The sequence below is a fragment of the Paenarthrobacter sp. genome (assembly GCF_031180005.1).
GTDB lineage: Bacteria > Actinomycetota > Actinomycetes > Actinomycetales > Micrococcaceae > Arthrobacter.
Genome location: NZ_JAPSHI010000036.1, coordinates 1 through 25,776 on the forward strand (window position 1 = coordinate 1; position 25,776 = coordinate 25,776).

At 61.8% G+C, this 25,776-nt stretch carries 25 protein-coding genes and 1 pseudogene; 17 read left to right on the forward strand and 9 right to left on the reverse strand.

The features are described 5' to 3' along the window. Window positions 1-26 precede the first annotated feature (26 nt). Window positions 27-755, reverse strand: a complete 729-nt coding sequence (locus RIF72_RS18125; protein ID WP_309076221.1) for a type II CAAX endopeptidase family protein — start codon at window positions 753-755, stop codon at window positions 27-29. Window positions 756-806: 51 nt separating this feature from the next. Between RIF72_RS18125 and RIF72_RS18130 the strand changes: the two genes are divergently transcribed. The 3 genes from RIF72_RS18130 to RIF72_RS18140 are packed head-to-tail and all read left to right on the forward strand — an operon-like array spanning window position 807 to window position 3,348. After that, on the forward strand, window positions 807-1,751 hold the full coding sequence (locus RIF72_RS18130; RefSeq protein WP_309076222.1) for a metal ABC transporter substrate-binding protein: 945 nt from the start codon (window positions 807-809) through the stop codon (window positions 1,749-1,751). Next, entirely contained in the window at window positions 1,748-2,482 is a 735-nt protein-coding gene (locus tag RIF72_RS18135; protein ID WP_309076223.1) for a metal ABC transporter ATP-binding protein, read from the forward strand. Before RIF72_RS18130 ends, RIF72_RS18135 begins: the two co-directional genes overlap by 4 nt. A gap of 2 nt (window positions 2,483-2,484) precedes the next feature. Continuing rightward, on the forward strand, window positions 2,485-3,348 hold the full coding sequence (locus tag RIF72_RS18140) for a metal ABC transporter permease (protein WP_309076224.1): 864 nt from the start codon (window positions 2,485-2,487) through the stop codon (window positions 3,346-3,348). On the opposite strand, the gene RIF72_RS18145 is transcribed toward RIF72_RS18140, so the two are convergent. Then, window positions 3,271-4,218, reverse strand: a complete 948-nt coding sequence (locus RIF72_RS18145) for a DUF4097 family beta strand repeat-containing protein (protein WP_309076225.1) — start codon at window positions 4,216-4,218, stop codon at window positions 3,271-3,273. The two genes, RIF72_RS18140 and RIF72_RS18145, sit on opposite strands and share 78 nt — an antisense overlap. Continuing rightward, complete coding sequence (locus RIF72_RS18150) at window positions 4,218-4,730, reverse strand: histidine kinase (protein WP_309076226.1); 513 nt, start codon at window positions 4,728-4,730, stop codon at window positions 4,218-4,220. The genes RIF72_RS18145 and RIF72_RS18150 overlap by 1 nt, the downstream gene beginning before the upstream one ends. A gap of 201 nt (window positions 4,731-4,931) precedes the next feature. Here RIF72_RS18150 and RIF72_RS18155 point away from each other — a divergent pair, with 201 nt between their 5' ends. The 12 genes and pseudogenes from RIF72_RS18155 (at window position 4,932) to RIF72_RS18210 (ending at window position 17,944) form a co-directional block, all read left to right on the forward strand. After that, window positions 4,932-6,614, forward strand: a complete 1,683-nt coding sequence (locus tag RIF72_RS18155) for an ABC-F family ATP-binding cassette domain-containing protein (protein WP_309076227.1) — start codon at window positions 4,932-4,934, stop codon at window positions 6,612-6,614. Between the two features lie 143 nt (window positions 6,615-6,757). Next, a complete protein-coding gene (locus tag RIF72_RS18160; protein ID WP_309076228.1) occupies window positions 6,758-7,105 on the forward strand; it encodes a molybdopterin oxidoreductase in 348 nt (115 codons plus the stop codon). After that, window positions 7,105-9,572 (forward strand): annotated as a pseudogene (gene nirB / locus RIF72_RS18165) (nitrite reductase large subunit NirB). Before RIF72_RS18160 ends, nirB begins: the two are co-directional and overlap by 1 nt. Then, window positions 9,569-9,910, forward strand: a complete 342-nt coding sequence (locus tag RIF72_RS18170; RefSeq protein ID WP_309076229.1) for a Rieske (2Fe-2S) protein — start codon at window positions 9,569-9,571, stop codon at window positions 9,908-9,910. The pseudogene nirB and the gene RIF72_RS18170 overlap by 4 nt, the downstream one beginning before the upstream one ends. 215 nt (window positions 9,911-10,125) lie before the next feature. Continuing rightward, complete coding sequence (locus tag RIF72_RS18175; protein ID WP_309076230.1) at window positions 10,126-11,589, forward strand: amino acid permease; 1,464 nt, start codon at window positions 10,126-10,128, stop codon at window positions 11,587-11,589. A 472-nt stretch (window positions 11,590-12,061) separates the two neighbouring features. Continuing rightward, window positions 12,062-12,520 (forward strand): SRPBCC family protein, encoded by a 459-nt coding sequence (locus tag RIF72_RS18180; RefSeq protein WP_309076231.1) that lies wholly within the window; start codon window positions 12,062-12,064, stop codon window positions 12,518-12,520. Further along, entirely contained in the window at window positions 12,520-13,176 is a 657-nt protein-coding gene (locus tag RIF72_RS18185; protein ID WP_309076232.1) for a pentapeptide repeat-containing protein, read from the forward strand. The genes RIF72_RS18180 and RIF72_RS18185 overlap by 1 nt, the downstream gene beginning before the upstream one ends. A gap of 142 nt (window positions 13,177-13,318) precedes the next feature. Then, window positions 13,319-14,545 carry an acetyl-CoA C-acyltransferase gene (locus RIF72_RS18190; RefSeq protein WP_309076233.1) on the forward strand — a complete coding sequence of 409 codons (1,227 nt, stop codon included), beginning with the start codon at window positions 13,319-13,321 and terminating at the stop codon, window positions 14,543-14,545. Beyond that, a complete protein-coding gene (locus RIF72_RS18195) occupies window positions 14,545-15,408 on the forward strand; it encodes an enoyl-CoA hydratase/isomerase family protein (protein ID WP_309076234.1) in 864 nt (287 codons plus the stop codon). The genes RIF72_RS18190 and RIF72_RS18195 overlap by 1 nt, the downstream gene beginning before the upstream one ends. Beyond that, window positions 15,405-16,268 carry a 3-hydroxyacyl-CoA dehydrogenase family protein gene (locus RIF72_RS18200; protein WP_309076235.1) on the forward strand — a complete coding sequence of 288 codons (864 nt, stop codon included), beginning with the start codon at window positions 15,405-15,407 and terminating at the stop codon, window positions 16,266-16,268. The genes RIF72_RS18195 and RIF72_RS18200 overlap by 4 nt, the downstream gene beginning before the upstream one ends. 26 nt (window positions 16,269-16,294) lie before the next feature. Continuing rightward, the gene (locus RIF72_RS18205; protein ID WP_309076236.1) at window positions 16,295-16,891 is read left to right on the forward strand and encodes a GNAT family protein; all 597 of its coding nucleotides are present in this window, start codon (window positions 16,295-16,297) and stop codon (window positions 16,889-16,891) included. Between the two features lie 102 nt (window positions 16,892-16,993). After that, on the forward strand, window positions 16,994-17,944 hold the full coding sequence (locus tag RIF72_RS18210) for an SGNH/GDSL hydrolase family protein (protein WP_309076245.1): 951 nt from the start codon (window positions 16,994-16,996) through the stop codon (window positions 17,942-17,944). An 88-nt stretch (window positions 17,945-18,032) separates the two neighbouring features. Here RIF72_RS18210 and RIF72_RS18215 read toward each other — a convergent pair whose 3' ends face one another. The 6 genes from RIF72_RS18215 to RIF72_RS18240 all read right to left on the reverse strand — a co-directional run bounded on the left by RIF72_RS18215 (window position 18,033) and on the right by RIF72_RS18240 (window position 24,205). Next, window positions 18,033-19,181, reverse strand: a complete 1,149-nt coding sequence (locus RIF72_RS18215; protein ID WP_309076237.1) for a Gfo/Idh/MocA family oxidoreductase — start codon at window positions 19,179-19,181, stop codon at window positions 18,033-18,035. Then, window positions 19,178-19,951, reverse strand: coding sequence for a ThuA domain-containing protein (locus tag RIF72_RS18220; protein ID WP_309076238.1), 774 nt, complete (start codon window positions 19,949-19,951; stop codon window positions 19,178-19,180). Before RIF72_RS18220 ends, RIF72_RS18215 begins: the two co-directional genes overlap by 4 nt. Window positions 19,952-19,980: 29 nt before the next feature. Next, a complete protein-coding gene (locus tag RIF72_RS18225; protein WP_309076239.1) occupies window positions 19,981-20,838 on the reverse strand; it encodes a carbohydrate ABC transporter permease in 858 nt (285 codons plus the stop codon). A 7-nt stretch (window positions 20,839-20,845) separates the two neighbouring features. Continuing rightward, entirely contained in the window at window positions 20,846-21,835 is a 990-nt protein-coding gene (locus tag RIF72_RS18230) for a sugar ABC transporter permease (protein WP_309076240.1), read from the reverse strand. A gap of 10 nt (window positions 21,836-21,845) precedes the next feature. Continuing rightward, the gene (locus RIF72_RS18235; protein ID WP_309076241.1) at window positions 21,846-23,081 is read right to left on the reverse strand and encodes an extracellular solute-binding protein; all 1,236 of its coding nucleotides are present in this window, start codon (window positions 23,079-23,081) and stop codon (window positions 21,846-21,848) included. A gap of 101 nt (window positions 23,082-23,182) precedes the next feature. Beyond that, the gene (locus RIF72_RS18240; RefSeq protein ID WP_309076242.1) at window positions 23,183-24,205 is read right to left on the reverse strand and encodes a LacI family DNA-binding transcriptional regulator; all 1,023 of its coding nucleotides are present in this window, start codon (window positions 24,203-24,205) and stop codon (window positions 23,183-23,185) included. Window positions 24,206-24,348: 143 nt separating this feature from the next. Between RIF72_RS18240 and RIF72_RS18245 the strand changes: the two genes are divergently transcribed. Together RIF72_RS18245 and RIF72_RS18250 are read left to right on the forward strand one after the other, a co-directional pair. Continuing rightward, window positions 24,349-25,083, forward strand: a complete 735-nt coding sequence (locus RIF72_RS18245; protein WP_309076243.1) for a tyrosine-protein phosphatase — start codon at window positions 24,349-24,351, stop codon at window positions 25,081-25,083. Further along, window positions 25,080-25,776, forward strand: a 697-nt coding sequence (locus RIF72_RS18250; RefSeq protein ID WP_309076244.1) for a glycosyltransferase family 2 protein, incomplete at its 3' end; no start/stop codon positions are given. The genes RIF72_RS18245 and RIF72_RS18250, both read left to right, overlap by 4 nt.

Consider the following 25,776-nt stretch of genomic DNA (forward strand, 5'->3'; position numbering starts at 1 on the left):
GGGCTGAGAACGACCTGAACTGCGACCTAGTTGGGGAGGAGTTCGGGCGGGACGGCGTAGATCAGGACAACGGCCATGAGGTTCTTGGCTGCGTGGACAAAGTAGGAGAACATCAGGTTCTTGCCCGTCCAGACGTAAACAGCTACCAGCACCACGGCCATCCCTAAATACGGAGCGAGCGCAGACAAAGCGATTCCTTCGCGGCCTACTACATGGATGGACGAGAAAACCACCACGGAGATCACGCAGCAAACCCAGATATTCAGGTACTGCGACAACTTGCCGATCAGGAGGTGCCGAAAGAGATATTCCTCCACGAACGGGCCCAGGATGACCAGTAATGGCACCATCAGCCAAGCAGGCACCTGCTGCAGCATGCCTTGGATGCCCAGTTGATTCTGGGAGCTTTGGGCGGTCCCGAAGGCTGCCACCAGAAAGGCTGTAAGAATCAGCATCACCACCAGGGTCAACGGCACCATGCCAAGGGTGAACCACGGCCGGGTTCCCAAGATTCGGAGGTCACGGCCCACTACCCGCCAGGCGGAGGCTACGGCGAATATTCCGACGGCGGCATAAAAGATCGCGTTGACGGCATAGGACGCTGTTGCCGGGTCATCAAACAGATCAAGCATTAGACGGTTGAGCGTCTGGCCAGCCAGCAGGAAATAGGCGGTGAAGCCCACATATGCTGCCACGGCCATGGCATCCAGGGCAGTGAATCTATACAAAGGTGCTTTTGTGGAAAGAGTGCCCATATGACCAGCCTAGCTTTGCTGCGCGGGCCATGCTTGGCTACACTTTTCGGTATGCCTAACTTTCCGTTTCGGCGCGCCAAAGATGTCCGCCGTTTCGCTGCTGTCCTGACCGCAATCGCCCTTGCCTTAGGAATCTCCGCCTGTGGCGGGAACTCCTCTGCGGGAGAAGATGACAAGCCCGTAGTCCTCACTACTTTCACAGTCTTGGCAGACATCGCCAAGAACGTTGCCGGAGATAAGCTCCGCGTCGAGTCCATCACCAAAGCTGGAGCTGAGATCCACGGCTATGAGCCAACTCCGGGCGATATCCGGAAAGCTGCCCAAGCCGATCTCATCCTGGACAATGGCCTCAATCTGGAAGCATGGTTTGCCCAGTTCGTGGAGGACCTCGATGTACCGCACGCGGTAGTGAGCGAGGGCGTGGACGTCATGCCCATTGCCGAGGACTCCTACCAGGGAAAGCCGAACCCGCACGCCTGGATGTCCCCCAAAAACGTTCAGATTTACGCAAACAACATGGCCAAGGCCTTCGCCAAACTGGAACCTTCGCACGCCGGCGAATTCAAAGCAAACGCCAAGGCCTACAACGCCCAACTCCAGACCGTGCAGGACGAGATGGTGTCCAAGCTGTCTGTACTGTCGGAGAAGCAGAGGGCGCTGGTCACCTGTGAAGGGGCGTTCACCTATCTGGCCCGGGATGCCGGCCTCAAGGAGGTCTACATCTGGGCCGTGAACGCTGAACAGCAGGCCACGCCACAGCAGATCACCCGGGCCATCGAGTTCGTCAAGGCCAACCAGGTTCCGGCAGTGTTCTGTGAATCCACGGTTTCCGACGCCCCGATGCAACAGGTGGTTGGTGCCACGGACGCCAGGTTTGGTGGCGTTCTTTACGTCGATTCCCTTTCCGAAGCTGACGGCCCCGTTCCCACCTACCTTGACCTCATCCGTCACGACGCCAAAGTCATCACCACCGCACTCACTGGAGGAACGCCATGAGCACTCCCGCGATCGCTGTTGAGAACGTCACCGTCCACTACGGTGAGGTCCTGGCCTTGGACTCTGCGTCCCTGAGCTTGGAACATTCGCGGATCTGCGGACTCGTGGGCATGAACGGCTCCGGCAAGTCCACACTGTTCAAAGTCATCATGGGCATGGTGAAGCCCGATTCCGGCAAGGTGCTCATCAACGGCCAACCCCCGGTAAAGATGCGCAAGGACGCCGGCATCGGTTACGTTCCCCAAAGCGAGGACGTTGATTGGGCCTTCCCCTTGTCAGTCCGCGATGTGGTGATGATGGGCCGTTACGGGCATTTGGGATTCACGCGCCGGCCCCACAAAGTTGACCGGGACGCCGTCGAGCATGCCTTGGAGCGCGTGGAGCTGATCGAGTACGCCGACCGGCAAATCGGGCAGTTGTCCGGTGGGCAAAAGAAGCGCGCATTCGTGGCGCGGGGTATCGCCCAAGGCGCCACCATGATGCTGCTGGACGAGCCGTTCGCGGGCGTGGACAAACGATCGGAGGCCACCATCACCAGGCTCCTCCGCGAGCTGGCCGACAACGGCGCCACCATCCTCATCTCCACCCACGACCTCCATGCCCTGCCCCAACTCTGCGACGAAGCTGTGTTATTGATGCGCAAGGTGCTCATGCATGGAAGCCCGGACACAGTGCTCCAGCCGGAGAACCTGGCCATGGCTTTCGGCCTCGATGTCATGAACAGGGGTTAGCCGTGGAATTCCTGCTGGAACCCCTCAGCTACGACTTCATGGTCCGTGCCCTCGCAACAACGGCCATCGCCGCGGTGGTCTGCGCCGTGCTCAGCTGCTGGCTCGTCCTCATCGGCTGGTCCCTCATGGGCGACGCTGTCTCGCATGCGGTGCTTCCCGGCGTCGTGATCGCTTACATCGTGGGTGCGCCGTTTGCGTTGGGTGCGTTGGTATTTGCGCTCATCGCGGTGACATTGATTGGGGTGGTTCGCAATACAAGCCGGGTGAAGGAAGACGCCGCGATCGGGATCGTGTTTACGTCGCTCTTCGCGCTGGGCCTGGTGCTGATCTCCGTGACCCCGAGCCAAACCGACCTCAACCACATCATCTTCGGAAACTTGCTGGGCGTCAGTGTCCCGGACCTCATCCAAGTGGTGGTCCTGGGCGTGGTGGCCTTTGCGATCCTGATCCTCAAACGCCGTGACCTCACGCTCTATGCCTTTGACCCTACGCATGCCCACGCAATTGGCCTCTCACCGCGGAGGCTCGGCGCCCTGCTCCTGGGGCTGCTGGCGTTGACATCGGTGGTGGCCCTGCAGACGGTGGGCGTAGTGCTGGTGGTGGCCATGCTGATCATTCCAGGCGCCACGGCCTACCTGCTGACAGACCGCTTTTCCCGGATGCTGGTCATTGCCCCTGTGATCTCCGTGGTGTGTTCCGTGGCCGGCATCTACCTCAGCTACTACCTGGACACGGCGTCAGGAGCCATGGTGGTCCTCACCCAAGGCGTGGTGTTCGCGGTCGTGTACCTATTCAGTCCGCGGCAGGGGCTGATCGGTACGCGACTCGCCAAGGCCCGCCGGAAGCGGGCCGTCGCTGCCGTGTAACCATGCTTGGCGGGCGCTGACGGGGGACCGGGTCACTGCGATGTCGCCATAAGCGTTGCGGGCGCGGATGTCCACCTTGTCGGTGGTGTCGCCCGGTCCGCTGGTGGCTTGAAGGGCATTGCGAACGCGCCCGTACTTGGTGTTGAGGTCCAGCCAGGCGGCTGTGCCCTCACGCACGCCGACGGCCAGTGTGCCGGCAGCGGTCTGAACCGAAAGGCTGCCAGCGGCCACTTCGCCCACGGTGATGTCACCGCTGGACGTTTTGACGGTAGTGGAAAGGCCGGCCCGCTCCAGCGAAATGTCGCCATTGGCTGCGCTGACGCTAAGTTCGCCGGAAGCGTGCGCGATGTACGTGCTGCCGTTGCCGTTCTTTACGGTGGCAACTCCGTCAATATGAAGGATGCGGATTTTGCCAGAGCCGGTTTTTATCCTGGATCTCCCCGAGGCGCGCTGTACCGCGATGTCGCCCATGTCCGTGTGCGCCCGCAGTTCGCCGCAGTGGTCGATGGTTATATGTCCCAAGTCGGTCCTTAGGTCAGCTGCGCCGAATTTGCCGTCACAGTGGAGGTCTCCCATTGCGGACTTCAGCTCCAGGCTGCTGCCTACGGGAACCTCCACGGTGATCTCTACCGCGCCCCCGTCGCTGAACCAGCTGTGACGGAACCCGGGGTGAAGCCGGACCTGCAAGCGGCCATCCGAATAGTCCACAGTGGTTTGCTCAGCCATCCTGACGTCAAGGCTTCGCCTTTCCTTTCGGGGGCGGACGCTGACCACAGTGTCGTTGCCTTCGCGGGCAACCGCACGGATGTCGGCACGTACGGAAATATCCACGACGACGGCGATCGGCTGCGGTGTCTGGAACGTTGCCATTAGCGTGCCCATCCTGTGAAGTTCTGCTCGCCGGGTTCGCCGCGCGGGACGCGTTTGCCTGAGTAGCGTCCGTTGAGGGCGTCGGCGACGGCCCGGACCAGCCAGGAGTTCACGGACAGGCCGTCATGGCTTGCTGCTGCTTCGACCTGCTGCTTGAGCTGGTCCGGAAGGCGGAGCGTGGTCCGTGAAGTACTGGCGCCGTCGAAGTCTTCCGACGCTATGGTGCCCCGTATTGACTGTTCGATCATTGCCTCGAAGTCGTTGTCGCCGGGCGGGTTGCTGACCACGAATTCGGGGTCACGGCCTCGGAGCCTCACCTCCACGGAGCCGGGCGCCAGCTCCAGGGTGATTTCGTTGGCGGCGTCGGAAAGGGCCTCGAGGAGGACTAGTCGTACGGTGGATTCGAGCGCCGCGGTGAGCCGCTCGCTGAGGGCCCGCGCTTCCGGGCCGCCGGCCTCGGCCGCGGTTTCCAGCTGGTGCTTGAGAGCGGCGACGTACTGGTTTAACTGCATGACACCATTTTGACACCACTATGGTGTCATTTCAATGGTTATGAATCCTCATAGGTGTCGAAAATGGTGTCTCGGCTTGACTGAACCCCTGATGCCGGGCAGTCTGGAGCGATGAAGTCTTGAGCGCAGCCCTTCTTCCCGGCTGCATCCCAGTACCCACACGGCACTTAGCCGCCCACTGCGGACCTGCGAGGATTCCTCTTGACTGACCACCTTCACCTTTCCGGCGTTTCCCACGGCTACGGGGACCGCGAACTTTTCCACGCCGTCGACCTCGCCATCCACCACGGCGAACACGTAGCGATCGTCGGCGAAAACGGTGCCGGCAAATCCACCCTGCTCCGGCTCATGGCCGGCGTTGAAACGCCCGACGACGGCACGGCAGGTCTGGCAGGCAATTCCGGCTACCGTGTGGGTTACCTCGCGCAAACACATGGTTTCTCCGAGTCCCTGACCGTGGGGGACACCATCGACACTTCTTTGGCTTCCCTACGTTCCTTGGAAGCGCGCATCCTGGAACTTGAGGCTGGCCTTGCCGACGCCGACTCCGACGAGCTCGAGCTCTACGGAAGCCTGCAAACCGAATACCAGCTCCGTGAGGGATACGCCGCCGAGTCCCGGGTGGAAGCAGCGCTGAACAAGCTGGGGCTGGGAGGCTTGGACCGCCGTCGAACGCTTGGATCTTTGTCCGGAGGCGAGCAGGAACGCGTAGCGCTCGCCTGCTTGCTCGCAGATCCAGCCGAAGCGTTGCTTCTGGATGAGCCCACCAACCACCTGGATGCGAGCGGCACTGCTTGGCTCGAATCACGACTGGCTGCGCACCGCGGAACCGTGGTGGTGGTCTCGCATGACCGTGTGCTGCTGCGGAAGGTCGCCACCACCATCATCGAGGTTGACGCTGACCGTCGGGCCGTGAACCGTTACGGGAATGGTTACGAAGGCTACCTCCGGGAGAAAGCCGCCGAACGCGCGCGGTGGATCCAGCAGTACGAGGAATGGCTCGATGCCATGGCCGCTGAACGCCTTCAAGCCGCAACTGTTGCGGACGGAATGGGTTACGGCCGAAAGCGCGACAACGACAAAATGGCCTTTGGGTTCAAGACCGGGACCTGGCAAAGCGCGGCCGCCAGCAAAGTACGCAACGCTCAGGAGCGACTCCGCAGGCTCGAGGACAACCCCGTGGATCGGCCGCCCGTACCGCTGAAACTGGCAGCACCGATGGGAGTTACAGCGTTGGCGGCGTCCGAACCCGCGCTGGAAGCTCACGGCGTCAGCGCACCTGGCCGGCTCCAGCCCACCCACCTCAGGGTGGAGGCCGGACAAAAGGTGCTCATCACCGGGCCTAACGGTGCAGGCAAATCCACGCTGTTGTCTATCCTCGCCGGGACGCTGGAGCCAGCCACCGGGAGCGTCACGGCGAACGGCAAGGTGGGCTATCTGCAGCAGGAACTGGAGGTACCCGCGCGGCCAGGGCTGCGCCTCCTTCCTGCATTCGCCGCGGGGCTGGGCGGGAACATCGATGAACATGCTGAGGGCTTGCTGCGGCTGGGGCTGTTCCGGCCTGCAGAGTTCCATGTTCCGGTCGGAAGTCTTTCAGCAGGGCAACAGCGCAGGCTCGCTCTGGCCCGGCTTCTTCTGGGCGGCTACGACACCATGATCGTGGACGAGCCCACCAACCATCTGGCGCCGGTGCTGGTGGAGCAGCTGCAGGCAGCGCTCGCTTCATTCGAAGGAACCTTGGTGATTGTGAGCCACGACCGTGCCCTGGGCGAGTGGTTTGACCGCTGCGCACGTGCCGATGTCGCCGTCGAACACCGCAGTGGTCCTGTCGGCACGGGCGGACACTGGGTGCGGTATGGGATGCAGGGCGGCGTATTGCTGTAGCTCGTGAGCCCGGCGGCGAGCCGCCCCGTGAGCCGCCTGCAAAGGGATCGTTACTCCCTGTGCTGCAGGCCGAAACAGGGCGGGGGAGCGTCTTGAAACACAGGCGGAGCACCATGGAAGGAAGCCGGCCGAAAGGAACTTCCGTGATCATCCAGAATCTCTTCCTGCAAGGCATCTACCCGTTCGAAGGCATCGGCATGGAAAAGCCGGTCCCCTTGCACAGCGAGCTTGCGCACTTCGTCCCGGACGGCGTCGTGAACCAGACGCTGTACTTCCGCGGCGGCAATTCCAGTCCCGAGCTCATCACCGTGGTCCTCATGCGCGACGGCGTACCCATGCGATACTTCCCCATCGGGGCCAAAAGCGACGTACATATTCCGCTCAGGGTGGTTGAGGACACTGAAGGTGGATCGGTGATCGAGCTGTTCATCGTGGCACCCGCAGGCGTCAGGGGTTCCGTTGTGGTGGACCTGGGGATGGTGGAGCACTGATGCGCCGGCGGCTGGTGGTTATCGGCAACGGAATGGCAGGCGCCCGGGCCGTGGAGGAAATCCTGGCCAGGGGTGGCGCGGGCCTCTTCGACATCACCATGTTCGGCGACGAACCTTATGGAAACTACAACCGGATCATGCTCAGCCATGTCCTGTCCGGTGAAGAGAGCGATGCGGACATCTTCCTCAACGCGCTGCCCTGGTACCAGCAGAACAACATCACCCTTCACGTTGGTGTCCGGGTGGACCGTATCGACAAGTTCAGCAAGCACGTGTTTGCCGCAGACGGCCGCGTGGAACCCTACGACGACCTGATCATCGCAACCGGAAGCCGCTCCCACTTGCCGCCCATGGAGGGTACCTATGCCCCCAGCGGCGCAGTCCGGCACGGTGTCTTCACGTTCAGGACTTTGGACGACACCCGGAAGATGATTCAGTTCGCCAATAATGAGCACCATGGCCGGGCAGTGGTGATCGGCGGCGGTTTGCTCGGGCTGGAAGCCGCACACGGCTTGCAGGCCAACGGATTGGACGTTGCGGTGGTCCACTCCGGCAGGCATCTCATGAATGCGCAATTGGGGCCCGACGGCGGTGCAATACTGCGCCGTAGCGTGGAGGCGCTGGGCATTAAAGTGCATACCGAAAGCCGGACCACGGCGATCCTTGGTACGGAGCGAATCACCGGGGTGAGCCTGCACGATCAACGGGAGCTCGACTGCGACATGGTGGTTGTTACCGCAGGCATCAGACCCAACGTTGATGTCGCCGTCGTTAGTGGCCTGCCCGTGGAGCGGGGCATTGTGGTGGACGATCACCTGCGCGTCATGGATGAAGACCACATCTTCGCTGTAGGGAGTGCGTGCAGCACCGCGGTGAGGTCTACGGACTGGTGGCGCCATTGTGGGAGCAGGCCGCGGTGCTGGCCGATCAAGTCACCGGGGCGGATCGTTCATCGGTGTACTTGGGGTCCAGGACCGCCACCAAACTAAAAGTGGCCGGCGTCGATGTTGCGTCCATGGGGCTTGCCGGACCGGAGCGGGAGACGGATGAACACATCGTGTTCTCGGAACCCAGCCGGGGCGTATTCAAGTCGATCGTCATCCGCGACAACAAGATGGTGGGCGCCACGTTGCTGGGAGATGGCCGGAAGGTGGCTTACCTGACCCAAGCTTTTGATCAGGGCTTGCCCCTCCCGGAGGAGCGGCTCTCGCTAATGTTTGATCTCGGCTCACCGGGTGAAGAGGCGAGCATGGCCGAACTGGCTGACAGCGCGCAAGTCTGCAACTGCAACGGGGTTTCGAAAGGGGCACTCGTTGCTGCGGTGAAGGGCGGCTGCCTCTCGGTGTCCGCGGCCATGGACGCTACCCGGGCCGGAAAGGGCTGCGGCTCGTGCAAGCTCATGGTCAGCCAGGTGGTGGAGTGGGCCGCGGGTGGGGCTGTGGAGGATGACCCGGCAGCGAGCTACTACGTTCCAGGAATTCCGCTGGACAAGGCCGGCTTGATGGCTGAGATCCGCGCGCGAGGGCTTCGATCCGTTTCCCAGGTGTTTGCCGCTCTCGCCCCGGGTAGCCTTGAGGACGCCAAATCCAAGATGGCCCTTGCGTCCCTCCTGAAAATGATGCTGGCCGATCAGTACATTGACGAACGCGACGCCCGTTTCATCAACGACCGCGTGCACGCCAACATCCAACGCGACGGAACCTTCTCCGTGGTCCCGCAAATGAAAGGCGGGGTGACGTCGGTCCAACAGCTCCGGAGGATTGCCGACGTCGCGGAGAAACACAGTATTCCCATGATCAAGTTGACGGGCGGGCAACGAATCGACCTGCTGGGGGTGCCCAAGGAGGACCTGCCCCAGGTCTGGGCTGATCTGGACATGCCGTCCGGATACGCCTACGGCAAGAGCTTCAGGACCGTCAAGACCTGTGTTGGCAAGGACTACTGCCGGTTTGGAACTGGTGACTCAACCGGCTTGGGCATTGGATTGGAGTCCCGTTTCCAGGGAATCGAGGCACCGGCCAAGCTGAAACTTGCGGTCTCCGGCTGTCCGCGCAATTGTGCGGAGTCGCTGGTCAAGGACGTCGGCGTAGTGGCGGTGGAGGGTGGCCGATGGGAGATCTATGTGGGCGGAGCGGCCGGTGCCCACATCCGCAAGGGAGATCTGTTGGTCACTGTGGATACCCCCGAAGAAGTCACCCTCCTGGCGGGCCGGTTCATGCAGTACTACAGGGAGAACGCCAACTGGCTGGAACGGACCTACACCTTTGTGCCCAGGGTAGGCATAGAACACCTTCGGAGAGTCATTTTGGACGACTCGGAGGGTATCGCCGGCCGATTGGACGCGGCCATGCAAGCCTCGGTGGATGCCTATGCCGATCCTTGGAGCGAACGCGACAAACCACTCACACCCGGGCAGTTCCGGACCTCCCTGCCGTTGACCGTGCTGCCGCAGGTGCCTGTTCGATGAGCAACCTCTCAACGCCCGCAGTAGCAACGATCGTTCAGCGCGTCTTAGGGCCCGTAGACCAAATTCCGTTCGGGGAGGGCAGAGCCTTCGGAGTGGACGGCGAGCAGGTGGCAGTGTTCAGGCTACGGGACGGATCGTTGCGGGCAGTATCCGGTGTCTGCCCGCATAAGGGCGGCCCAATCGCCGACGGCACCATCGACCATAACGTGGTCATATGTCCCCTTCACCAGCACGCCTTCGAGCTGGAAACCGGGTGTTCCACTACAGGGGCCAAGCCCCTGCGGTCATACGAAGTTCTCGCAGATGAAGCCGGGAACATCGTGCTGACGCGGGCATGAGCAGCGAATATCAACGCGCGCCTGTTGCCTGGGTCACGGGCATTGGGGATCATCCCGTAAGATAGACGGGTTGCGCGAAGCTTCGGCGTTCTGCGTTCTTTGTCACACTTCGAGCTCTCGAATGAGGAAAAGCCCGAATTTTGTGTGCCAAAGCCGCCCGTGTTCCGGCACTGGCGTAACACCTACAGCAACACCCCAACCCACAAGGAACAGCTGTGCCGCAAAGTACTCCCACAGATCTCCAGAACCCGTCGGCTCCATCCACGGCCGTCGGTTCCAACCTCAGCGCCGAGGGATATCAGAAGACCCTGAGCCGCCGCCACGTCACCATGATCGCCATGGGTGGCGCCATCGGCGTCGGCCTTTTCATGGGCGCCGGTGGTCGTCTGGCCTCTACCGGCCCGGCCCTGATCTTCTCCTACGCCATTGCCGGCGTCATCGCTTACCTGCTGATGCGCGCTCTCGGCGAACTCATCATGTACCGCCAGACCTCCGGCTCGTTCGTGAGCTACGCCGGTGAAATGTTCGGCAAAAAGGGCGCATTCCTCTCCGGGTGGATGTACTTCATCAACTGGGCCATGACAGGCATCGCTGAGCTCATCGCGATCGGCCTGTACTTCCAGTTCTTCTTCCCAAACGTTCCCATTGAACTCTCAGCCATCGCAGCGTTGGTGCTGCTGGTGGCCGTGAACCTGTTCAGCGTCAAGGCGTTTGGCGAGTTCGAATTCTGGGCTTCCTGCCTCAAGGTCGCGGCCATTGTGATCTTCCTAGCCGTTGGCACGTTCATGGTTGTCACCAACGCCAAGGTAGGCGACGGCAACGCGTCTGTGGCCAACCTCTTCCATGACGAGGGCGGCATGTTCCCCAAGGGCGGCCTGGTGATGATCCTCGTCCTCAACGCCGTGATCTTCGCCTACAACGCCATTGAGCTCGTCGGTATTACTGCTGGTGAGATGAAGAACCCGGAACGCGAAGTTCCCAAGGCGATCCGCGCCGTCGTGGTCCGTATTGTGGTCTTCTACGTCGGTTCGGTGACGCTGCTTGCGATGCTGCTGCCGTCGGACCAGTACGTTGCCGGCACCTCGCCCTTCGTGACTGTGTTTGGCCAGATGGGCCTGGGCTGGATGGGCGACGTCATGAACATGATCGTCATCACCGCAGCGCTGTCGTCCTGCAACTCGGGCCTGTACTCGATCGGCCGCATCTTCCGCACCATGGCCAACAACGGCCACGCCCCGCAGTGGCTCACCAAGATGTCCACCCGCCACGTGCCGTACGCGGCCATCCTGGCGATCGGCGGCGTGTACCTCGTAGGTATCCTGCTCAACATCTGGCTGGGTGGCTCGCACGCGTTCGACCTCGCGCTGAACACCGCCTCCATCGGTGTGATCTTCACGTGGGGTTCAATCTTCGCGAGCCAGATCGCCCTCCGGAAAAAGCGCGGCAACGTCTCGAGCCTGCCGATGCCAGGTTCGCCGTGGACCAGCTGGGTGGGTCTCATCGCCCTGCTGGCCATCACCGTGCTGATCGGCTTCGATTCCATAACCGACAAGGAAACCGGCGAGGTCTTCCTGCTGGGCCTGTGGACCCTCGCGACCATTCCGTTCTTCGCGCTGGTGCTGTGGCTCGGGTGGCAGAAGGTCAAGAACAACCAACCCAAGAGCGAGTTGTTCAGCTAAGGCTCACGCTTCAAACGCTTCAAACGCCCGACGGCGCGTGCCTCCTTTCAGGGGCACGCGCCGTTTGCGTTGTGGGGCCTGCTTTGCGCCTTTTGCGAGGGGTGAGTCCTGCTGAGTGGGCCTCGCAACGCGCACCCTCTCCCGTTGTGGTGCCTGCTTTGCGCCTTATTCAAGGGGTGAGTCGTGCTGAGTGGGCCTCGCAACGAGCGCCCTTGGCGTTGTGGGGCCTGCTTTGCGCCTTTTGCGAGGGGTGAGTCGTGCTGAGTGGGCCTCGCAACGCGCACCTCTGGCGTTGTGGGGCCTGCTTTGCGCCTTTTGCGAGGGGTGAGTCCTGCTGAGTGGGCCTCGCAACGCGCACCTCTGGCGTTGTGGGGCCTGGTTTGCGCCTTTTGCGAGGGGTGAGTCGTGCTGAGTGGGCCTCGCAACGAGCGAGTCAGTTTGGAGTGTCGGGGGTCGGGTCTAGGCTCGATGTATGGAACACACCACCACCCTGACGCAGCACGTCAATGCAAGCCCGGAGAAAGTTTGGGCCGTTATCTCGGACATTCCCGGCTCGGCCGGCACGCTCTCCGGCATCGATTCAGTCCAGATGCTCAGTGAGGGCCCTTATGGTGAGGGAACCCGCTGGAAAGAGACCCGGACCATGATGGGTAAGCAGGAGACTGTTGAGCTGTGGGTTTCCGAGACTGACCCTCCACGCAGCACCACGGTCAAAGCGCTCCAGGGTGGCGCCGACTACACCACCCGCTTCACCTTGGACGAGCGCGACGGCGGCACGGACCTGACGCTGAAGTTCGGCGCAGAGATGGTCAACCCTTCGCTCATCAGCAAGGTTGGTATGGCCCTGTTCGGGAAGATCGGGATGACCATGACCCGCAAGGCCCTCAGCAAGGACCTTGCTGAGATCGCGGCCAAAGCGGAATCGCTCTGATGGCGGCAGCGAAGGTTGCAGCGCCCAAGATCTCGCCTGTGCGGTTGGACGAATTGCGTGACGACGACGCCCCGGACTTCCAGCGTGGCGAACGGTACGACGGCGTCCGGCTCACCCGGGTTTCTGCCGACGGAGAGGAACTGAGCGGCGCGGACTTCATTGAATGTGAGCTGAACGGTGTCTCCTTCAATGAGGCGCAGCTGCGGGGCGCAACGTTCCGCGAGTGCATCTTTTCCGAGCCGTGTGCCCCGGTCTTCATGGCTGCCCGAACTTCCTGGCAGGACGTGGAGATCACCAATCCGCGGTGGGGGTCAGCCGAACTTTATGAGGGGAACTGGCGCTCCGTCCGCGTCGATGGCGGCAAGTTGGACTATGTGAACTTGCGCGGCTCCAAGCTCATGGATATTCAGATCTCCGACTGCATCATCAACGAGCTTGACCTCGGGGGCTGCACGGGAACGCGGTTGGCATTGAAGAACTGCACCATTGGCACGCTGGATGTTTCGGGCGCCAAACTGAAGGACGTGGATCTGCGCACCTCGGAGTTCCGGGGAATCAATGGTCTGGCAGGGCTTGCTGGAGTGGTGATCGATGACTATCAGCTGAGCCTCATGGCGCCGCTACTGGCTGGCCACTTGGGAATCCGCGTGGTCTGATCGCCCCGCGGACCCGTCACCAGCTGGTCCGTAACTGAGGGCTTAGCTGTTGACCGGCCCGCTGGGCCGTGTAACCTTTATAGAACGAACGGTCGGTATATTATTCCTGGCCGGTCCCTTTCACTTCGCGAAGGATGTTCTCATGGTCGAGGCTTTTCTTGTTGGCGGCGCACGTACGCCTGTGGGTCGCTACGGTGGGGCACTGTCCTCCGTCCGCCCGGACGATCTTGCAGCATTGGTGGTCCGGGAAGCAGTGGCGCGTGCCGGCGTCGACCCTGACGCCATAGATGAGGTAATTCTCGGCAATGCCAACGGCGCGGGCGAGGAAAACCGGAACGTGGCCCGCATGGCCACCCTCTTGGCCGGACTTCCCCTCCACATCCCAGGCATCACAGTGAACCGCCTGTGTGCATCGGGCCTCAGCGCCATCATCATGGCCAGCCAGATGATCAAGTCAGGAGCCGCGGACATCGTGGTGGCCGGTGGCGTAGAGTCCATGAGCCGGGCAGCTTGGGTGCAGGAGAAGCCGACCACGGCGTTCGCCAAGCCCGGTCAAATTTTCGATACGTCCATCGGCTGGCGCTTCGCCAATCCGCTCTTCACCAAGGGCGAGCTTTCCCGCGACGGGAAAATGACCTACTCCATGCCTGAAACGGCGGAGGAAGTGGGTCGCGTGGACAACATCTCCCGCGAGGATGCTGACGCCTTTGCTGTCCGCTCACACGAGCTTGCGCTGGCCGCCATCGCCGGTGGCCGGTTCAAGGATGAGATTGTCCCCGTCACGGTGAAGACCCGAAAGTCGGAGACCGTGGTGGACACTGATGAAGGCCCTCGCGAAGGCACCACGATGGATGTTTTGGCCGGATTGCGGCCCGTCGTCCCTGGAGGATCCATGGTGACCGCCGGCAACTCATCCACGCTCAACGACGGCGCCTCAGCCATCATCGTTGCTTCTGAGGCCGCCATCAAGAAGTTTGGCCTGACGCCCCGCGCCCGTATCATCGACGGCGCCTCGGCAGGATGTGAACCCGAAATTATGGGCATCGGCCCGGTCCCTGCCACGCAGAAGGTCCTGGCACGCGCTGGCCTCACCGCGGATCAGCTGGGCGCCGTGGAACTTAACGAAGCGTTCGCCACCCAATCGTTGGCGAGCATGCGGCGCCTCGGACTAAACCCGGACATCGTAAACAACGACGGCGGCGCCATCAGTTTGGGGCACCCGCTGGGTTCCAGCGGCTCACGCATAGCAATCACGCTGCTGGGGCGCATGGAACGCGAACTCGCCTCATCTTCCGGGCCCAAGCTCGGCTTGGCCACCATGTGCATCGGTGTCGGCCAGGGCACCGCGATGCTGCTGGAAGGCGTGTAATGGCACTGGATGCGAAAGATTTCACCACCCTTCTCATCGAGGAACGTGAAGACCGCCTCACTGTTCTGCTGAACCGTCCAGAGGTCCGTAATGCGATTGACCAGACGATGGTGGACGAGCTTCACCTTGTCTGCGCTGAACTTGAGCGGAACCCGAAGGTGCTGATCATTGCAGGTACCGAGGGCGTTTTCGCCTCCGGTGCTGACATTGGACAGTTGCGCGAACGCCGCCGGGACGACGCCCTGCAGGGGATCAACTCCACGATCTTTGTCCGCATCGCCAAATTGCCCATGCCGGTTATAGCGGCCTTGGACGGGTACTGCCTTGGAGGGGGAGCCGAGCTCGCATACGCCGCCGACTTCCGCATCGGTACTCCGAGCGTCCGTATCGGCAACCCGGAGACTGGGCTGGGGATCCTGGCCGCAGCTGGAGCCAGCTGGCGGCTCAAGGAGTTGGTGGGGGAGCCGAAGGCCAAGGAGATTCTCCTGGCCGGTGCCGTGCTCCGCGCGGAAGAAGCCCTGCGTATAAGCCTGATTACGGAGATCCACGAAGCACCTGAGTTGATGGATGCAGCGCACAAACTGGCCGACAGGATTGGACGCCAGGATCCCTTGGCCGTGCGTATCACCAAGTCGGTGTTCCACGCCCCGGCTGAAGCGCACCCGCTGATCGACACACTCGCCCAGGGGATCCTTTTCGAGTCCCAGGCCAAGTTTGATCGCATGCAAGCGTTCTTGGACAAGAAATCAGCGAAGGCTTCGCAAGACACTGCCGCGAGCGACGCTGCCGCGCCCGACGCCGAGCTGCCCGCCACTGCCGCGCAAGACACTGCCACTCCGACGCAAGACAGGATCCAGAAATGACTGAAGCTCCCGCCATCCCGCACGTCGTTGGAGTCCTCGGTGGTGGGCGAATGGGCGCTGGCATCGCACATGCGTTTCTTACTAAGGGCGCAACCGTGATCGTAGTAGAACGCGATCACGAGGCAGCAGCCGGAGCCCAAGGGCGGGTTGCTGATGCTGTAGCCAAGTCCGCCGCCCGCGGCACTTTGAGCGAAACCCCTGAAGGGGCAATGTCCCGCTTCAGCACCTCCACGGACTACGACTCGTTCATTCACTGCGGCCTCGTTGTGGAGGCAGTGCCTGAGGACTACGACCTCAAAGTCACAGCCCTGAAGGCTGTGGAGGACCACTTGTCCGCCGATGCTTACCTGGCGTCGAACACGTCCTCGCTGTCGGTCACGGGGCTTGCCAACGAACTTCGCCGCCCCGCCAACTTCGTCGGCCTGCACTTCTTCAACCCGGTGCCCGCATCAACCCTCATTGAGGTGGTGCTGGCCAAGGAAACGTCGCCCGAACTCGCTGTTGCGGCAAAGAACTGGACTGAGGCACTCGGCAAGACCGCCGTCGTCGTCAATGACGCTCCCGGCTTTGCGTCCTCAAGGCTCGGCGTGGCCATTGCACTTGAAGCGATGCGCATGGTGGAAGAGGGAGTGGCGTCGGCGGAAGACATCGATGCTGCCATGGTCCTCGGCTACAAGCACCCCACAGGCCCGCTAAAGACCACCGACATTGTTGGCTTGGATGTCCGGTTGGGCATCGCGGAATACCTTCACTCCACGCTGGGCGACCGTTTCGCTCCGCCGCAGATCCTGCGGGATAAAGTGGCGCGCGGCGAGCTGGGACGCAAGACGGGCAAAGGTTTCTTCGACTGGAACGACTGAAGCCCGGAGGCGGTTAGGCTAACCGGGTGACTTCTATCGAACCCATCACCCTGACCGGAAAATTCGTGACGCTGGAACCGTTGAGCCAGGAACACCACGACGGCCTGGTGGATGCAGCCCGCGACGGCGATCTCTGGAAGCTTTGGTACACCTCCGTCCCAACGCCTGAGGGCATGGCCGCTGAAGTCGATCGTCGCTTGGCCTTGCAGGCCCAAGGCTCCATGGTGCCCTTTGCTACGCGATCCAATGCAACCGGCAAGCTGATCGGTATGACAACGTACATGAATATCGACGCCGCCACGCCACGCTTGGAGATCGGATCAACCTGGAACGCTGCGTCGGCGCATGGCACCGGGACCAACCCCGATTCGAAGCTGCTGCTCCTGCGGCACGCCTTCGAAACGCTGGGCTGCCCCGCCGTGGAGTTTCGTACGCACTGGATGAATCAGCAGTCCCGCGAGGCTATCGCCCGGCTCGGCGCCAAGCAGGACGGCGTGCTTCGAAACCACTCCCGCAGCGAGGATGGCGCCCTCCGCGACACCGTGGTGTTCTCCATCCTTGAACACGAATGGCCCGCGGTCCGGAACGGACTGGAGTTTCGGCTGGCGAAGTACGGCGCTTAGCGCTGTCGAGGTCTTCCCCCGGCACGCGCCTGGGCGTAATCTGGCCAACACATTGCCCCGTACGCGGCCGACGGGTGGGCGAGCCGCGAAGTGACCCCTTTGATGGGTCACCGGAGCCCCAAAGAGCAGTATGAAGGGGAAGCATCATGGCAACTCATCGAGCACGACGCCGGAACTTGGCTTTTGCAGGGGGGACTCGCCGCCCTGGCACTCACGCTAGGATTTACGGCCAGTCCGGCCGCCGCGGCGCCGCCGCCACCAGTGACGTATGTGGCACTCGGTGATTCGTACACGGCGGGGACCGGTGCGGGGGCTTTGAGCAGGCCGCCTGTTGCTTGTTGGCAAAGCCCAGGTGGTTACGTCGACCTTGCGGACGCTTCGCCGAAAGTCACCCTGGTGGCTAACTTGGCATGTCACGGAGCCGTGTTGTTCCCTGTGCCACCCTTCTATGATGGCGTGACGCCAACTGTCGCCGAACAGATCCTCGCGGGCCAGCAGGCCTTGGCGGATGCTGATCTGGTCAGCATCACCGCTGGTGCCGTGGATGCCGGAAGCGGGCTTGCTTTGCAGGCGTGCGCTACTCCAAACACCCAGCTTTGTGCGGACACGGTTACCGCGATCATTCAGAACCTGCAGACTGGAACTCTGCAAACCGCCATGGCCACCACATACCAAGCCATCCAGATGAGTGCACCGGATGCTGTCATCGCTGTTTTTGGTTATCCACGACTGTTTGATCCGTCCCAAGGCGACATTGTGATCAATGGGATCACAAACGTTCCCGTCCAGAACCAAATACTCGTGAATCAAGCCATTGATGCCCTTAATGCAACCATCGCAGCAGCGGTCGAAAGCAGCGGGACCAACGCTGTGTTTATCGATGTGACCAAACGGTTCCTCGGGCATGCGGTGAACTCGGATAATCCGTGGATCGTGCTCGACCTGACCCAGCCGCTTCTGGACGCGAACTTCCATCCAAACGATGCCGGACACCAGGCCTACGCGTCGGTCCTGCTGTCCACCATCAAACCCTCGCAACTCGCTAGGCGTTAGACCACTCGATCGTTGTTGACCCGCTGTTCCGTTGTTGGCCAACAACGGAACAGCGGGTCAACAACGTTCATTCACTCCCGCTGCGAGGTCACAGCCGAATTCCTTCCCCCGCAAGGGCACTCCGCACTGAGGTCCAGGACTTCAGAACCTCCAGCACTGCGGGGTTTCGTTCGGCCAGGATGGCTTGTTGGTATGAGTCCTCAAGCAGCGAATCCACGGAAACCCGGGCGCCTGTGGAAGCGCTGAGGATGGCCGCCTCCACCATGGCCAGGCTCATGATGTTCTGGTGAACCCGTCCCATTGGTGTGCTTCCCGTGCGCACAGCGGCCACGAAGTCCCGCAAGGACCCGGCGATTTCCTGGCCCGGATCCTCAGAATAAGGGTCCTCGGAGCCCGCGGCATCACCGGAAACGGGAACGGAGGAGGCCGGTTCGTTGTCGCCGTCCCACAGGACAGTGCCATGCTCACCACTGATCCGCCACGACGCATTCCAGGAGGTCTCCTGGCCCGGGCTGCACCAGCTACCGGTGAACACAAAGCGCTCGCCGCCGGTCATCTCGAAGATGGCCGTGGAACCGGCATCTCCGCGATACCAGCTCCAGGACGGGTTGTATTCCTCGCAGAATACAGACACCGGATCGGCGTCGAGCAGGAAGCGGGCCATGTCGAACTGGTGGATGGCCATATCCAGCAGGAGCGGGTGGTCCATGGCATCCCGGAAACCGCCAAAGTGCGGGGCCTTGAAGAACTCGGCTGAGACGATGCCAACGGAACCCAGGGTCGAAGACAAGCGCTTGGCCGAGAACAGCTGTCGGTTGTATCGCCGGGACTGACTGACCATGAACAGCTGGCCGTAGAGCTCGGCCGCTGCCGCCAAGGACAGGCCTTGCGCCACAGTCGAAGCTACTGGTTTCTCGCCGAGGACCGGCAAGCCCGCGGCAAGTGCTTCGGTGGTCACCGGATGATGCGCGGCAGGGACAGTGACGTTGATGACTGCCTGGGCTTCGACGTCGGACGCCAACTGGGCGGTGCCGGCACCGACCGGCAGATCGGGACGGCCCAAAGACGCCGCCGCTTCAGCGGCAGCCGCAAGGTCAAGGTCAACAATGCCCACCAGCTCAACCAGCGGTGACGATTCCACCGTTCGAAGCCACGCGCGGCCCATGCCGCCGGCGCCTACAACGACGACGCGGAGGGGAGTGCCGTCGTCGGGAATGGTAGCGAAGGGAGTGCTCACGCGTTGGCTCCTTGGTAGCTCTTGCCGTTGAAGAAGTCGTTGGTTTCGTAGCGAAGCAGCTCCGGAACAGCGCGTGCGGGGCGGTCAGTGACGGCCCATTCCACGGCGTTGGCGATCACGCGTCGGACGTCCTTGTGGTGGTAGACGGGGTAATCCTGGTCGCCGGGGCTGAAGAAGAAGATTTTGCCGTGGCCGCGGCGGAACGTGCAGCCCGAACGGAAGACTTCGCCGCCGCTGAACGAGCTGATGAACACCAGTTCTTCGGGCGTGGGGATGTCGAAGAACTCGCCGTACATTTCCTGCTGAGGAATCTCGATCGGGTGCGGGATGCCCTTGGCGATGGGGTGCGTGGGGTCCACGGTCCACACGAGTTCGCGGTCCTGTTCGGATCGCCAACGCAGCGTGCACGAGGTTCCCATGAGCTTGGTAAAGATCTTGGACCAGTGCCCGGAGTGCAATACGATCAAGCCCATTCCGGCCAGGACGTGCCGGTGGACGCGTTCCACGATCTCGTCCTCAACATCTGCATGGGACATGTGCCCCCACCAAGTCAGGACATCTGTGTTGGCGAGGACTTCTTCGCTGAGGCCGTGCTGGGGTTCGTCCAGCGTTGCGGTCCGGACCTCGACGGCGGTACCCAGGTTCTCTTCGATGCCCGCCTTGACGGCGCCGTGCATACCGTCCGGGTAGATGCGGGCCACCAGTTCGTCGCGCTTCTCGTGGCGGTTTTCGGACCAGACGGTCACGCGGATGGGCTTGCTCTCAGTCATTGTTTCTCCTTGAAAGTGTGGAAAGCGGTCTACTTGACCGCACCGCCGGTGGTGCCGGCGGCGATGTATTTTTGGGCCGCGACCAGCAGGACGATGGCCGGGATGGAAGCGAGTACCGCCGTCGCCATGACTGAACTCCAGTCATTCACGTAGGCGCCGATGTATTGGAAGATGCCCAGGGTGACGGGACGGACTGCTTCAGTGGTGGTGAGGGTCAGTGCGAAGAGGAAGTCGCTCCACGCGAACAGGAACGTGAACAGCCCTGCGGTGATCAGTGAATTACGGCTGAGTGGGAGCACAATCGACCAGAACGCCCGGAGGTGCCCGGCACCGTCCACCCGCGCGGCCTCGATCACTGAGGCCGGCATACCGTTCATGAAGGCCCGGATGATGAGGATCGCGAACGGGATGCCGTGGGCCGAATCAGCCAGGATCAGGCCCGGGATGGAGTTAAGCAGGCCGAGATCGTTGTACGCGGTGTACAGAGCGTTGGCCACCACGATTCCCGGGATCATTTGGCTGATAAGGATCGCGAACAGCACCCCGCCTGCGCCGCGGACCTTGAAGTAGGCCAGGGCATAGGCGGCCGGCGCGGCAATCGCCAGGCTCAGCGCTACGCTGCCCAGCGAAATGATGAGGCTGGTTCCCAGGTTCCCTGCTTGCTCGTTGATGGCTGTGGCATAGCCGGTGAAGTCGGGCTTCACCGGGAACCACGAGGTTTCCAAGGTGGTGCCGTTGGGTTGCAGGGAGGCGTTGACCATCCAATAGACCGGGAACAGCATGACGGCCAAGAAGAAGATGGCCAGTGCCGTGTAGCCCCAGTTCTTGCGTCCCGTTGTTTTTGGGCGGCTGTTCAGGCGGGTGGGGTTTCTCAGTATGGTTGTCATGCTGTCCTCACTCGTCCACTGCGCGTCGGCTGGCCCGCAAGTACAGGACTGCGAAGACCAAGGAGATGATCACCAGCACGTTGCCCAGGGCCGCACCTTCACCGAACTTGAATTCGTGGAAGGACAGGTTGTAGGACTGCGTCGCGATGGTTTGGGTGGAATTGGCGGGTCCGCCGTTGGTGAGGCCCAGGATGATGTCCAACACCTTGAGCGTGTAGACGACGCCGAGCACCAGGACTACGCTCACCACTGGCCGCAGCATGGGCCAGGTGATGTGCCGGAAGGCCTTCCAGCCGGTGGCACCGTCCAGTGATCCGGCCTCGTACAGTTCGTCCGGAATTTCCTGCAGGCCGCCGTAGAGGATGGTGAGGTTGAACGGGATGCCAATCCAAATGTTCACCCCCACCACGGCAATGAGAGCCAGCGAGGTGCTGGTGAGCCACGGAATACCGGTATCGATGATGCCGAGGTCACCCAGGAAACGGTTCAGCGCGCCGCTGTCCTTATCCAGGATCCAGCGCCACACGGCACTCGAGACGATCAGGGGAAGGAGCCAAGGAAGCAGGAGCAGCGACCGCAGAATCCCGTTGAGCGGGAACTTGCGCTGGAAGAAGATGGCCAGCGCAAGCCCGATCACGAACTGCCCAACAATGGAGCCCATGGTGAACAAAACGGTGTTCAGCAGTGAGGTCGAGAATAACGACGACGACAATACAGTCACGTAGTTGGTGAACCCCACCCAAGGGGCTTCTCCGGTGAAGAACGTGGAAGTGGTGTACTCCTGGAAGCTCATGACCACGTTCTTGACTACCGGATAACCGAAGAACAACGTCATGTAGACCACTGCGGGGACCAGGAAGAGCCACTGGAAGATGCGCTCGCGGCGCTGGCGGGTGCGGCGCCTGGGTGCAGGCGTTTCGGTTCCGGGGCCGTGACTCTTCACGGCCCCGCCGGCAGCTTGCCCCTTCGAATGAGGTAGGTCGGTTGTTAAGGACATGGCGGGCTGCCTACTGACCCTGGGCTTGCTTGAGCGCGTCCGCCGGTGAAGCGTTACCCGTCAGTGAAGTCTGAATTGCGGTGTAGATCTTGGTTGCCTGAGCGGGCCATTCCTCGCCGAGTTGGCCGGTGCGTGCCCGGGCTGTTTTGATCAGCTCGGTGAAGGTGGCGAGCTTGGGGTTGTCGCTGGCGAACTTGTCCGAGAGGGTGGTTTTGGACGGGATGGTGTTGCGGGCGGTAGCCATGGCTAGTTGGTTCTCGTCGCTGTTCAAGCAGGCCACCATCTCTGCCGCCTTCGCTTGCCGGGCCTTGTTGCCGGTCTGCGGGACGGTCCATACCTCGCCGCCGAGCGGAGCCACGGACGTCTGCCCGGCTTCACGCACAGGGATCTTCACTACGCCGTACTGAAGCGTGGGCTGCTTGTCCAAGGCCGGGATCTGCCACGGCCCGTTGACCATCATGGCGGCCTTGCCTGTCAGGAATTGGTCTTTGACATCAGCCTGGGTCCAGTTGAGCGCCGAGGAAGAAACCGAACCGCTCTTGACCAGGTCGGTCCACAGCTGCAGGGCCTGCTCGGTCTCTTTGGTGTCGATCTTCTTCTCATCGCCACCGTTGGACCACATGACAGGAAGGAACTGCCATGTGCCCTCGTAGGTGGGGTTGGCATTGAATGCCAGTCCGTACTGGTCACCGGCAGTGAGCTTCGCGGAGGCCGCCTTGAGTTCCTCCCACGTTGTGGGCGGGGTGACGCCGGCCTTGGCCAGGATGTCCTTGTTGTAGAACAGTGCGATGGTGTTCACCGTGGGTGCCAGGCCGTAGACCTTGTCTTTGTAGGTGCCGGCGCTCAGCACGCCTTCAGCGAAGTTCTCAGTGCTGACTTTGAAATCGGCAAGGGGAGCCAGGGCGCCGGTGGCCGCGATTTGCTGGAGGTCCGGGTTGTCCAACATGAGGACGTCGGGGAGTGTCTTGGAGGAGGACTGTTGAAGAACCTTGGAAATGAGCGACTTTCCGGGGACAGTTTCCCGCTTGACCGTTACGCCCAGCTGGGTACCGCACTTGGTCAGGGCATCACCGATGAACGACTTGTCCGGCTCGTTGTTGTAGTAGTCCATCACGGAGAGTTCCGTGACGGCCTCGGAGGGCGACGCGGCGGTGGAGGAGCCGCAGCCGGAAATGGCCAACGGCAGGCCGACCAGGGCGGCCACTGCCAATGCGAGTGGTCGGGATGTCCTTTGTGCTGACTTCATTGTCTGTTCCTTTTTCTGGGGATCGATTTATCGATGCGTATCGACGATGCGTATCGATGAGTTCGGAAAGGGAGGTGGATCAGGTGCTTACAGAGGGGGACTTAGCTGCCGTGGGGTGGGCGGAGCGTGCTTGAACGGTGCGTGATGACCGTGGGTACCAGTTCCAGGGATTCGCGTGGTCCTTGGTTCTCGGCTTCGAGGAGGTCGCAGATAATCTTCACCGCACGGCGTGACACTTCAGCCGGGCGGAGGTCGATGGTGGAAAGCGGAATGGGCTGGAGTTCAGCGAGCGTGGGCGAGGCGCTGCCAATGACGGAGACGTCCACCCCTGGAGTCAGGCCGCGGCTGTTCAGCACCCGGCGGAGTACGTCCTGAACAGTCCCGTCCGGTGCGATGAAAGCCGGAACTCCAGTGGTTTCAGCCAAGGCCTTGTCAACGGACGCGGCGATGACATCGCGGTCGGTGCCGCCCGGAAGGTGCAGTACGCGGACGCCGGAATCCTGGGCCGCCTTGTCGGTGCCGGACATGAAGCGCTCTACATAATTCACGTGACGCTCCACCACCTCCGGCTGCCAACCGATCACCGAGATGACACTATGGCCGGCAGCCGCCAGATCTTGGACGCATTGCTCCCCGGCCATTTCAAAGTCCGCATCGATGCAGACCAAGCCGGAGGGGTCGTGCGGGATTCCAATCAGCACCACAGGTACGTTAAGGCTGCGAACCACGGGGAGGCGTTCGTCATCCCCTTCAACCTGCATGAGGATCAGGCCATCGCAAATCTGCTGGCCCACCACGCGCTTCAAACCTGGTGCACCTTCGTCCTCTGTGACCAGGAGAATGTCGTGATCATAAATTCTGGCGGTGTTGGCTATGACGGAGACGAACTCCATGATCGAGGCCATGTGCAGTTCAGGTATGAAGGGGATCACCAGGCCGATGACCCTGGTCTTGCGGCTGGCAAGGGCTCGAGCGCCGGCATTGGGTTGATAGGTCAACTGCTGAATAGCGTCTTCAACCTTTTTGCGGGTCTTCTCGGAGATCGGCCGCTTGCCACTCAAAACATAGGAGACCGTGCTTTGAGCTACTCCGGCGGCTTGGGCGACGTCCTTGCTGGTGGGCATGGCCTGACCTCCTTGTGCTCTCTGCTGAACAGTTCCTGTGGCTTGTCGATACGTATCGTCGATGCGCATCGAGAATGAGTATGACATGGGTCACTCTGCCAGCGCAAGACCTCCTTTCCAAACTTTGTGCTTAGCTGGCTCCTATGGACAGGACGACTTCAGCACACCAGGGCGTCCACTGGGATGGCGCAGTCAACGCGTGGCGGATTGCCGGCGACGTGTTCCGGATGGGGCGCCACGAATGGATCACGGAAGCCGGGTGGCAGCAGATGTACGACGACGGCGTCCGCACCGTGATCGATCTCCGCGCCTCGCGTGAGCGGCGGCAACGCGACACCGATCCCGAGGTGCCGGACAACGTGAAGGCCCGCATCGACGTCGTGCATTGCCCAACGGAAGATCCGGACCATAGGAACTTCAGCGAGCTTTTCGGCCCGTACCTGAAGGATCCCGCGCAGTACGGCGATTACCTTGAGCTGTTCGCTGACAAGATCGCGGCGGTTTTCAAAGCCATTGCGGCGTCGCCCGGCAAAGTGGTGGTTCACTGTTCTGCGGGAAGGGACCGTAGCGGCGTGATCGCTTTGATCCTGCAGCGATTGGCGGGTATTGGTGATGAGGAGATCGTGCGCGGATACGAACTCGCAGCGCGGGGGATCAACGAGCGGCATCGCACCCACGGGGCACCGCACGCACACGATCCTTACCTGTCCGAGGCTGCTCTGGAAGCGATGCTGACCGAGCGGCGGGCGAGCCTGCGCGCTTTCCTTATGTCGTTGGATGCGCCCGGGTTCCTGGCAGAGAGCGGCGTTTCCGGTCCGGAGTTGGCCGCCGTCCGGGCCAAGCTCGGAGTAGCCGGCGCTGCTAAAATGCAGAGTTGACTAATCTCCCACATGGATGGATCCGCATGACTTCCGGCGCCCGCGTCACCATCGTGACCCGAACCAAGAACCGATCCATCTTCCTGGCACGGGCTTTGGATGACATCTTCGCCCAAACCTTCCAGGACTTCGAGCTGGTGATAGTCAACGACGGCGGGAACCCGGCCGACGTCGACCACCTCACCTCCCAGCGGTCGGAAGCGGAACGGTCGCGTATCACCACCATTCACCATGCTGAGTCAGCTGGCATGGAGGCGGCATCGAATGCTGGCCTCAAGGTCGGTTCCGGCGAGTTCGTGGTGATTCATGACGACGACGACTTCTGGGCCCCCGAGTTCCTTGCCCGCACGGTGGCCTACCTTGACGATCCCGCGCATGCTGCTGAAGGCGGTGTGATGGTGCGGACCGAGATCGTCATCGAGGAGCTTGTGGAGGACAGGATCGAGCCCATCCGCCGTGAGATCTTCTGGGCCGACATGCGGCAGATAACACTGGCAGACATGCTCAAGATCAACCGCGCGGTCCCCATTTCCTTCCTGTACCGACGCAATCTTCACGACCATGTGGGCTACTACAACGAGAACCTGCCGGTGGTGGGGGACTGGGAATTCCACCTCCGCGTCCTGAGCCACTCGCGCGTTGGATTCCTCGACGGCGAACCTCTCGCCTTTTGGTCGCAGCGGCCGGAATCCG

Excerpts from the sequence above, each read along its gene's own strand:
- RIF72_RS18125 (WP_309076221.1), bottom strand. The coding sequence starts at position 755 with ATGGGCACTCTTTCCACAAAAGCACCTTTGTATAGATTCACTGCCCTG.
- RIF72_RS18130 (WP_309076222.1), top strand. The coding sequence starts at position 807 with ATGCCTAACTTTCCGTTTCGGCGCGCCAAAGATGTCCGCCGTTTCGCT.
- RIF72_RS18135 (WP_309076223.1), top strand. The coding sequence starts at position 1,748 with ATGAGCACTCCCGCGATCGCTGTTGAGAACGTCACCGTCCACTACGGT.
- RIF72_RS18145 (WP_309076225.1), bottom strand. The coding sequence starts at position 4,218 with ATGGCAACGTTCCAGACACCGCAGCCGATCGCCGTCGTCGTGGATATT.
- RIF72_RS18150 (WP_309076226.1), bottom strand. The coding sequence starts at position 4,730 with ATGCAGTTAAACCAGTACGTCGCCGCTCTCAAGCACCAGCTGGAAACC.
- RIF72_RS18170 (WP_309076229.1), top strand. The coding sequence starts at position 9,569 with ATGAGCAACCTCTCAACGCCCGCAGTAGCAACGATCGTTCAGCGCGTC.
- RIF72_RS18180 (WP_309076231.1), top strand. The coding sequence starts at position 12,062 with ATGGAACACACCACCACCCTGACGCAGCACGTCAATGCAAGCCCGGAG.
- RIF72_RS18185 (WP_309076232.1), top strand. The coding sequence starts at position 12,520 with ATGGCGGCAGCGAAGGTTGCAGCGCCCAAGATCTCGCCTGTGCGGTTG.
- RIF72_RS18190 (WP_309076233.1), top strand. The coding sequence starts at position 13,319 with ATGGTCGAGGCTTTTCTTGTTGGCGGCGCACGTACGCCTGTGGGTCGC.
- RIF72_RS18195 (WP_309076234.1), top strand. The coding sequence starts at position 14,545 with ATGGCACTGGATGCGAAAGATTTCACCACCCTTCTCATCGAGGAACGT.
- RIF72_RS18200 (WP_309076235.1), top strand. The coding sequence starts at position 15,405 with ATGACTGAAGCTCCCGCCATCCCGCACGTCGTTGGAGTCCTCGGTGGT.
- RIF72_RS18210 (WP_309076245.1), top strand. The coding sequence starts at position 16,994 with ATGGGTCACCGGAGCCCCAAAGAGCAGTATGAAGGGGAAGCATCATGG.
- RIF72_RS18220 (WP_309076238.1), bottom strand. The coding sequence starts at position 19,951 with ATGACTGAGAGCAAGCCCATCCGCGTGACCGTCTGGTCCGAAAACCGC.
- RIF72_RS18225 (WP_309076239.1), bottom strand. The coding sequence starts at position 20,838 with ATGACAACCATACTGAGAAACCCCACCCGCCTGAACAGCCGCCCAAAA.
- RIF72_RS18230 (WP_309076240.1), bottom strand. The coding sequence starts at position 21,835 with ATGTCCTTAACAACCGACCTACCTCATTCGAAGGGGCAAGCTGCCGGC.
- RIF72_RS18235 (WP_309076241.1), bottom strand. The coding sequence starts at position 23,081 with ATGAAGTCAGCACAAAGGACATCCCGACCACTCGCATTGGCAGTGGCC.
- RIF72_RS18240 (WP_309076242.1), bottom strand. The coding sequence starts at position 24,205 with ATGCCCACCAGCAAGGACGTCGCCCAAGCCGCCGGAGTAGCTCAAAGC.
- RIF72_RS18245 (WP_309076243.1), top strand. The coding sequence starts at position 24,349 with ATGGACAGGACGACTTCAGCACACCAGGGCGTCCACTGGGATGGCGCA.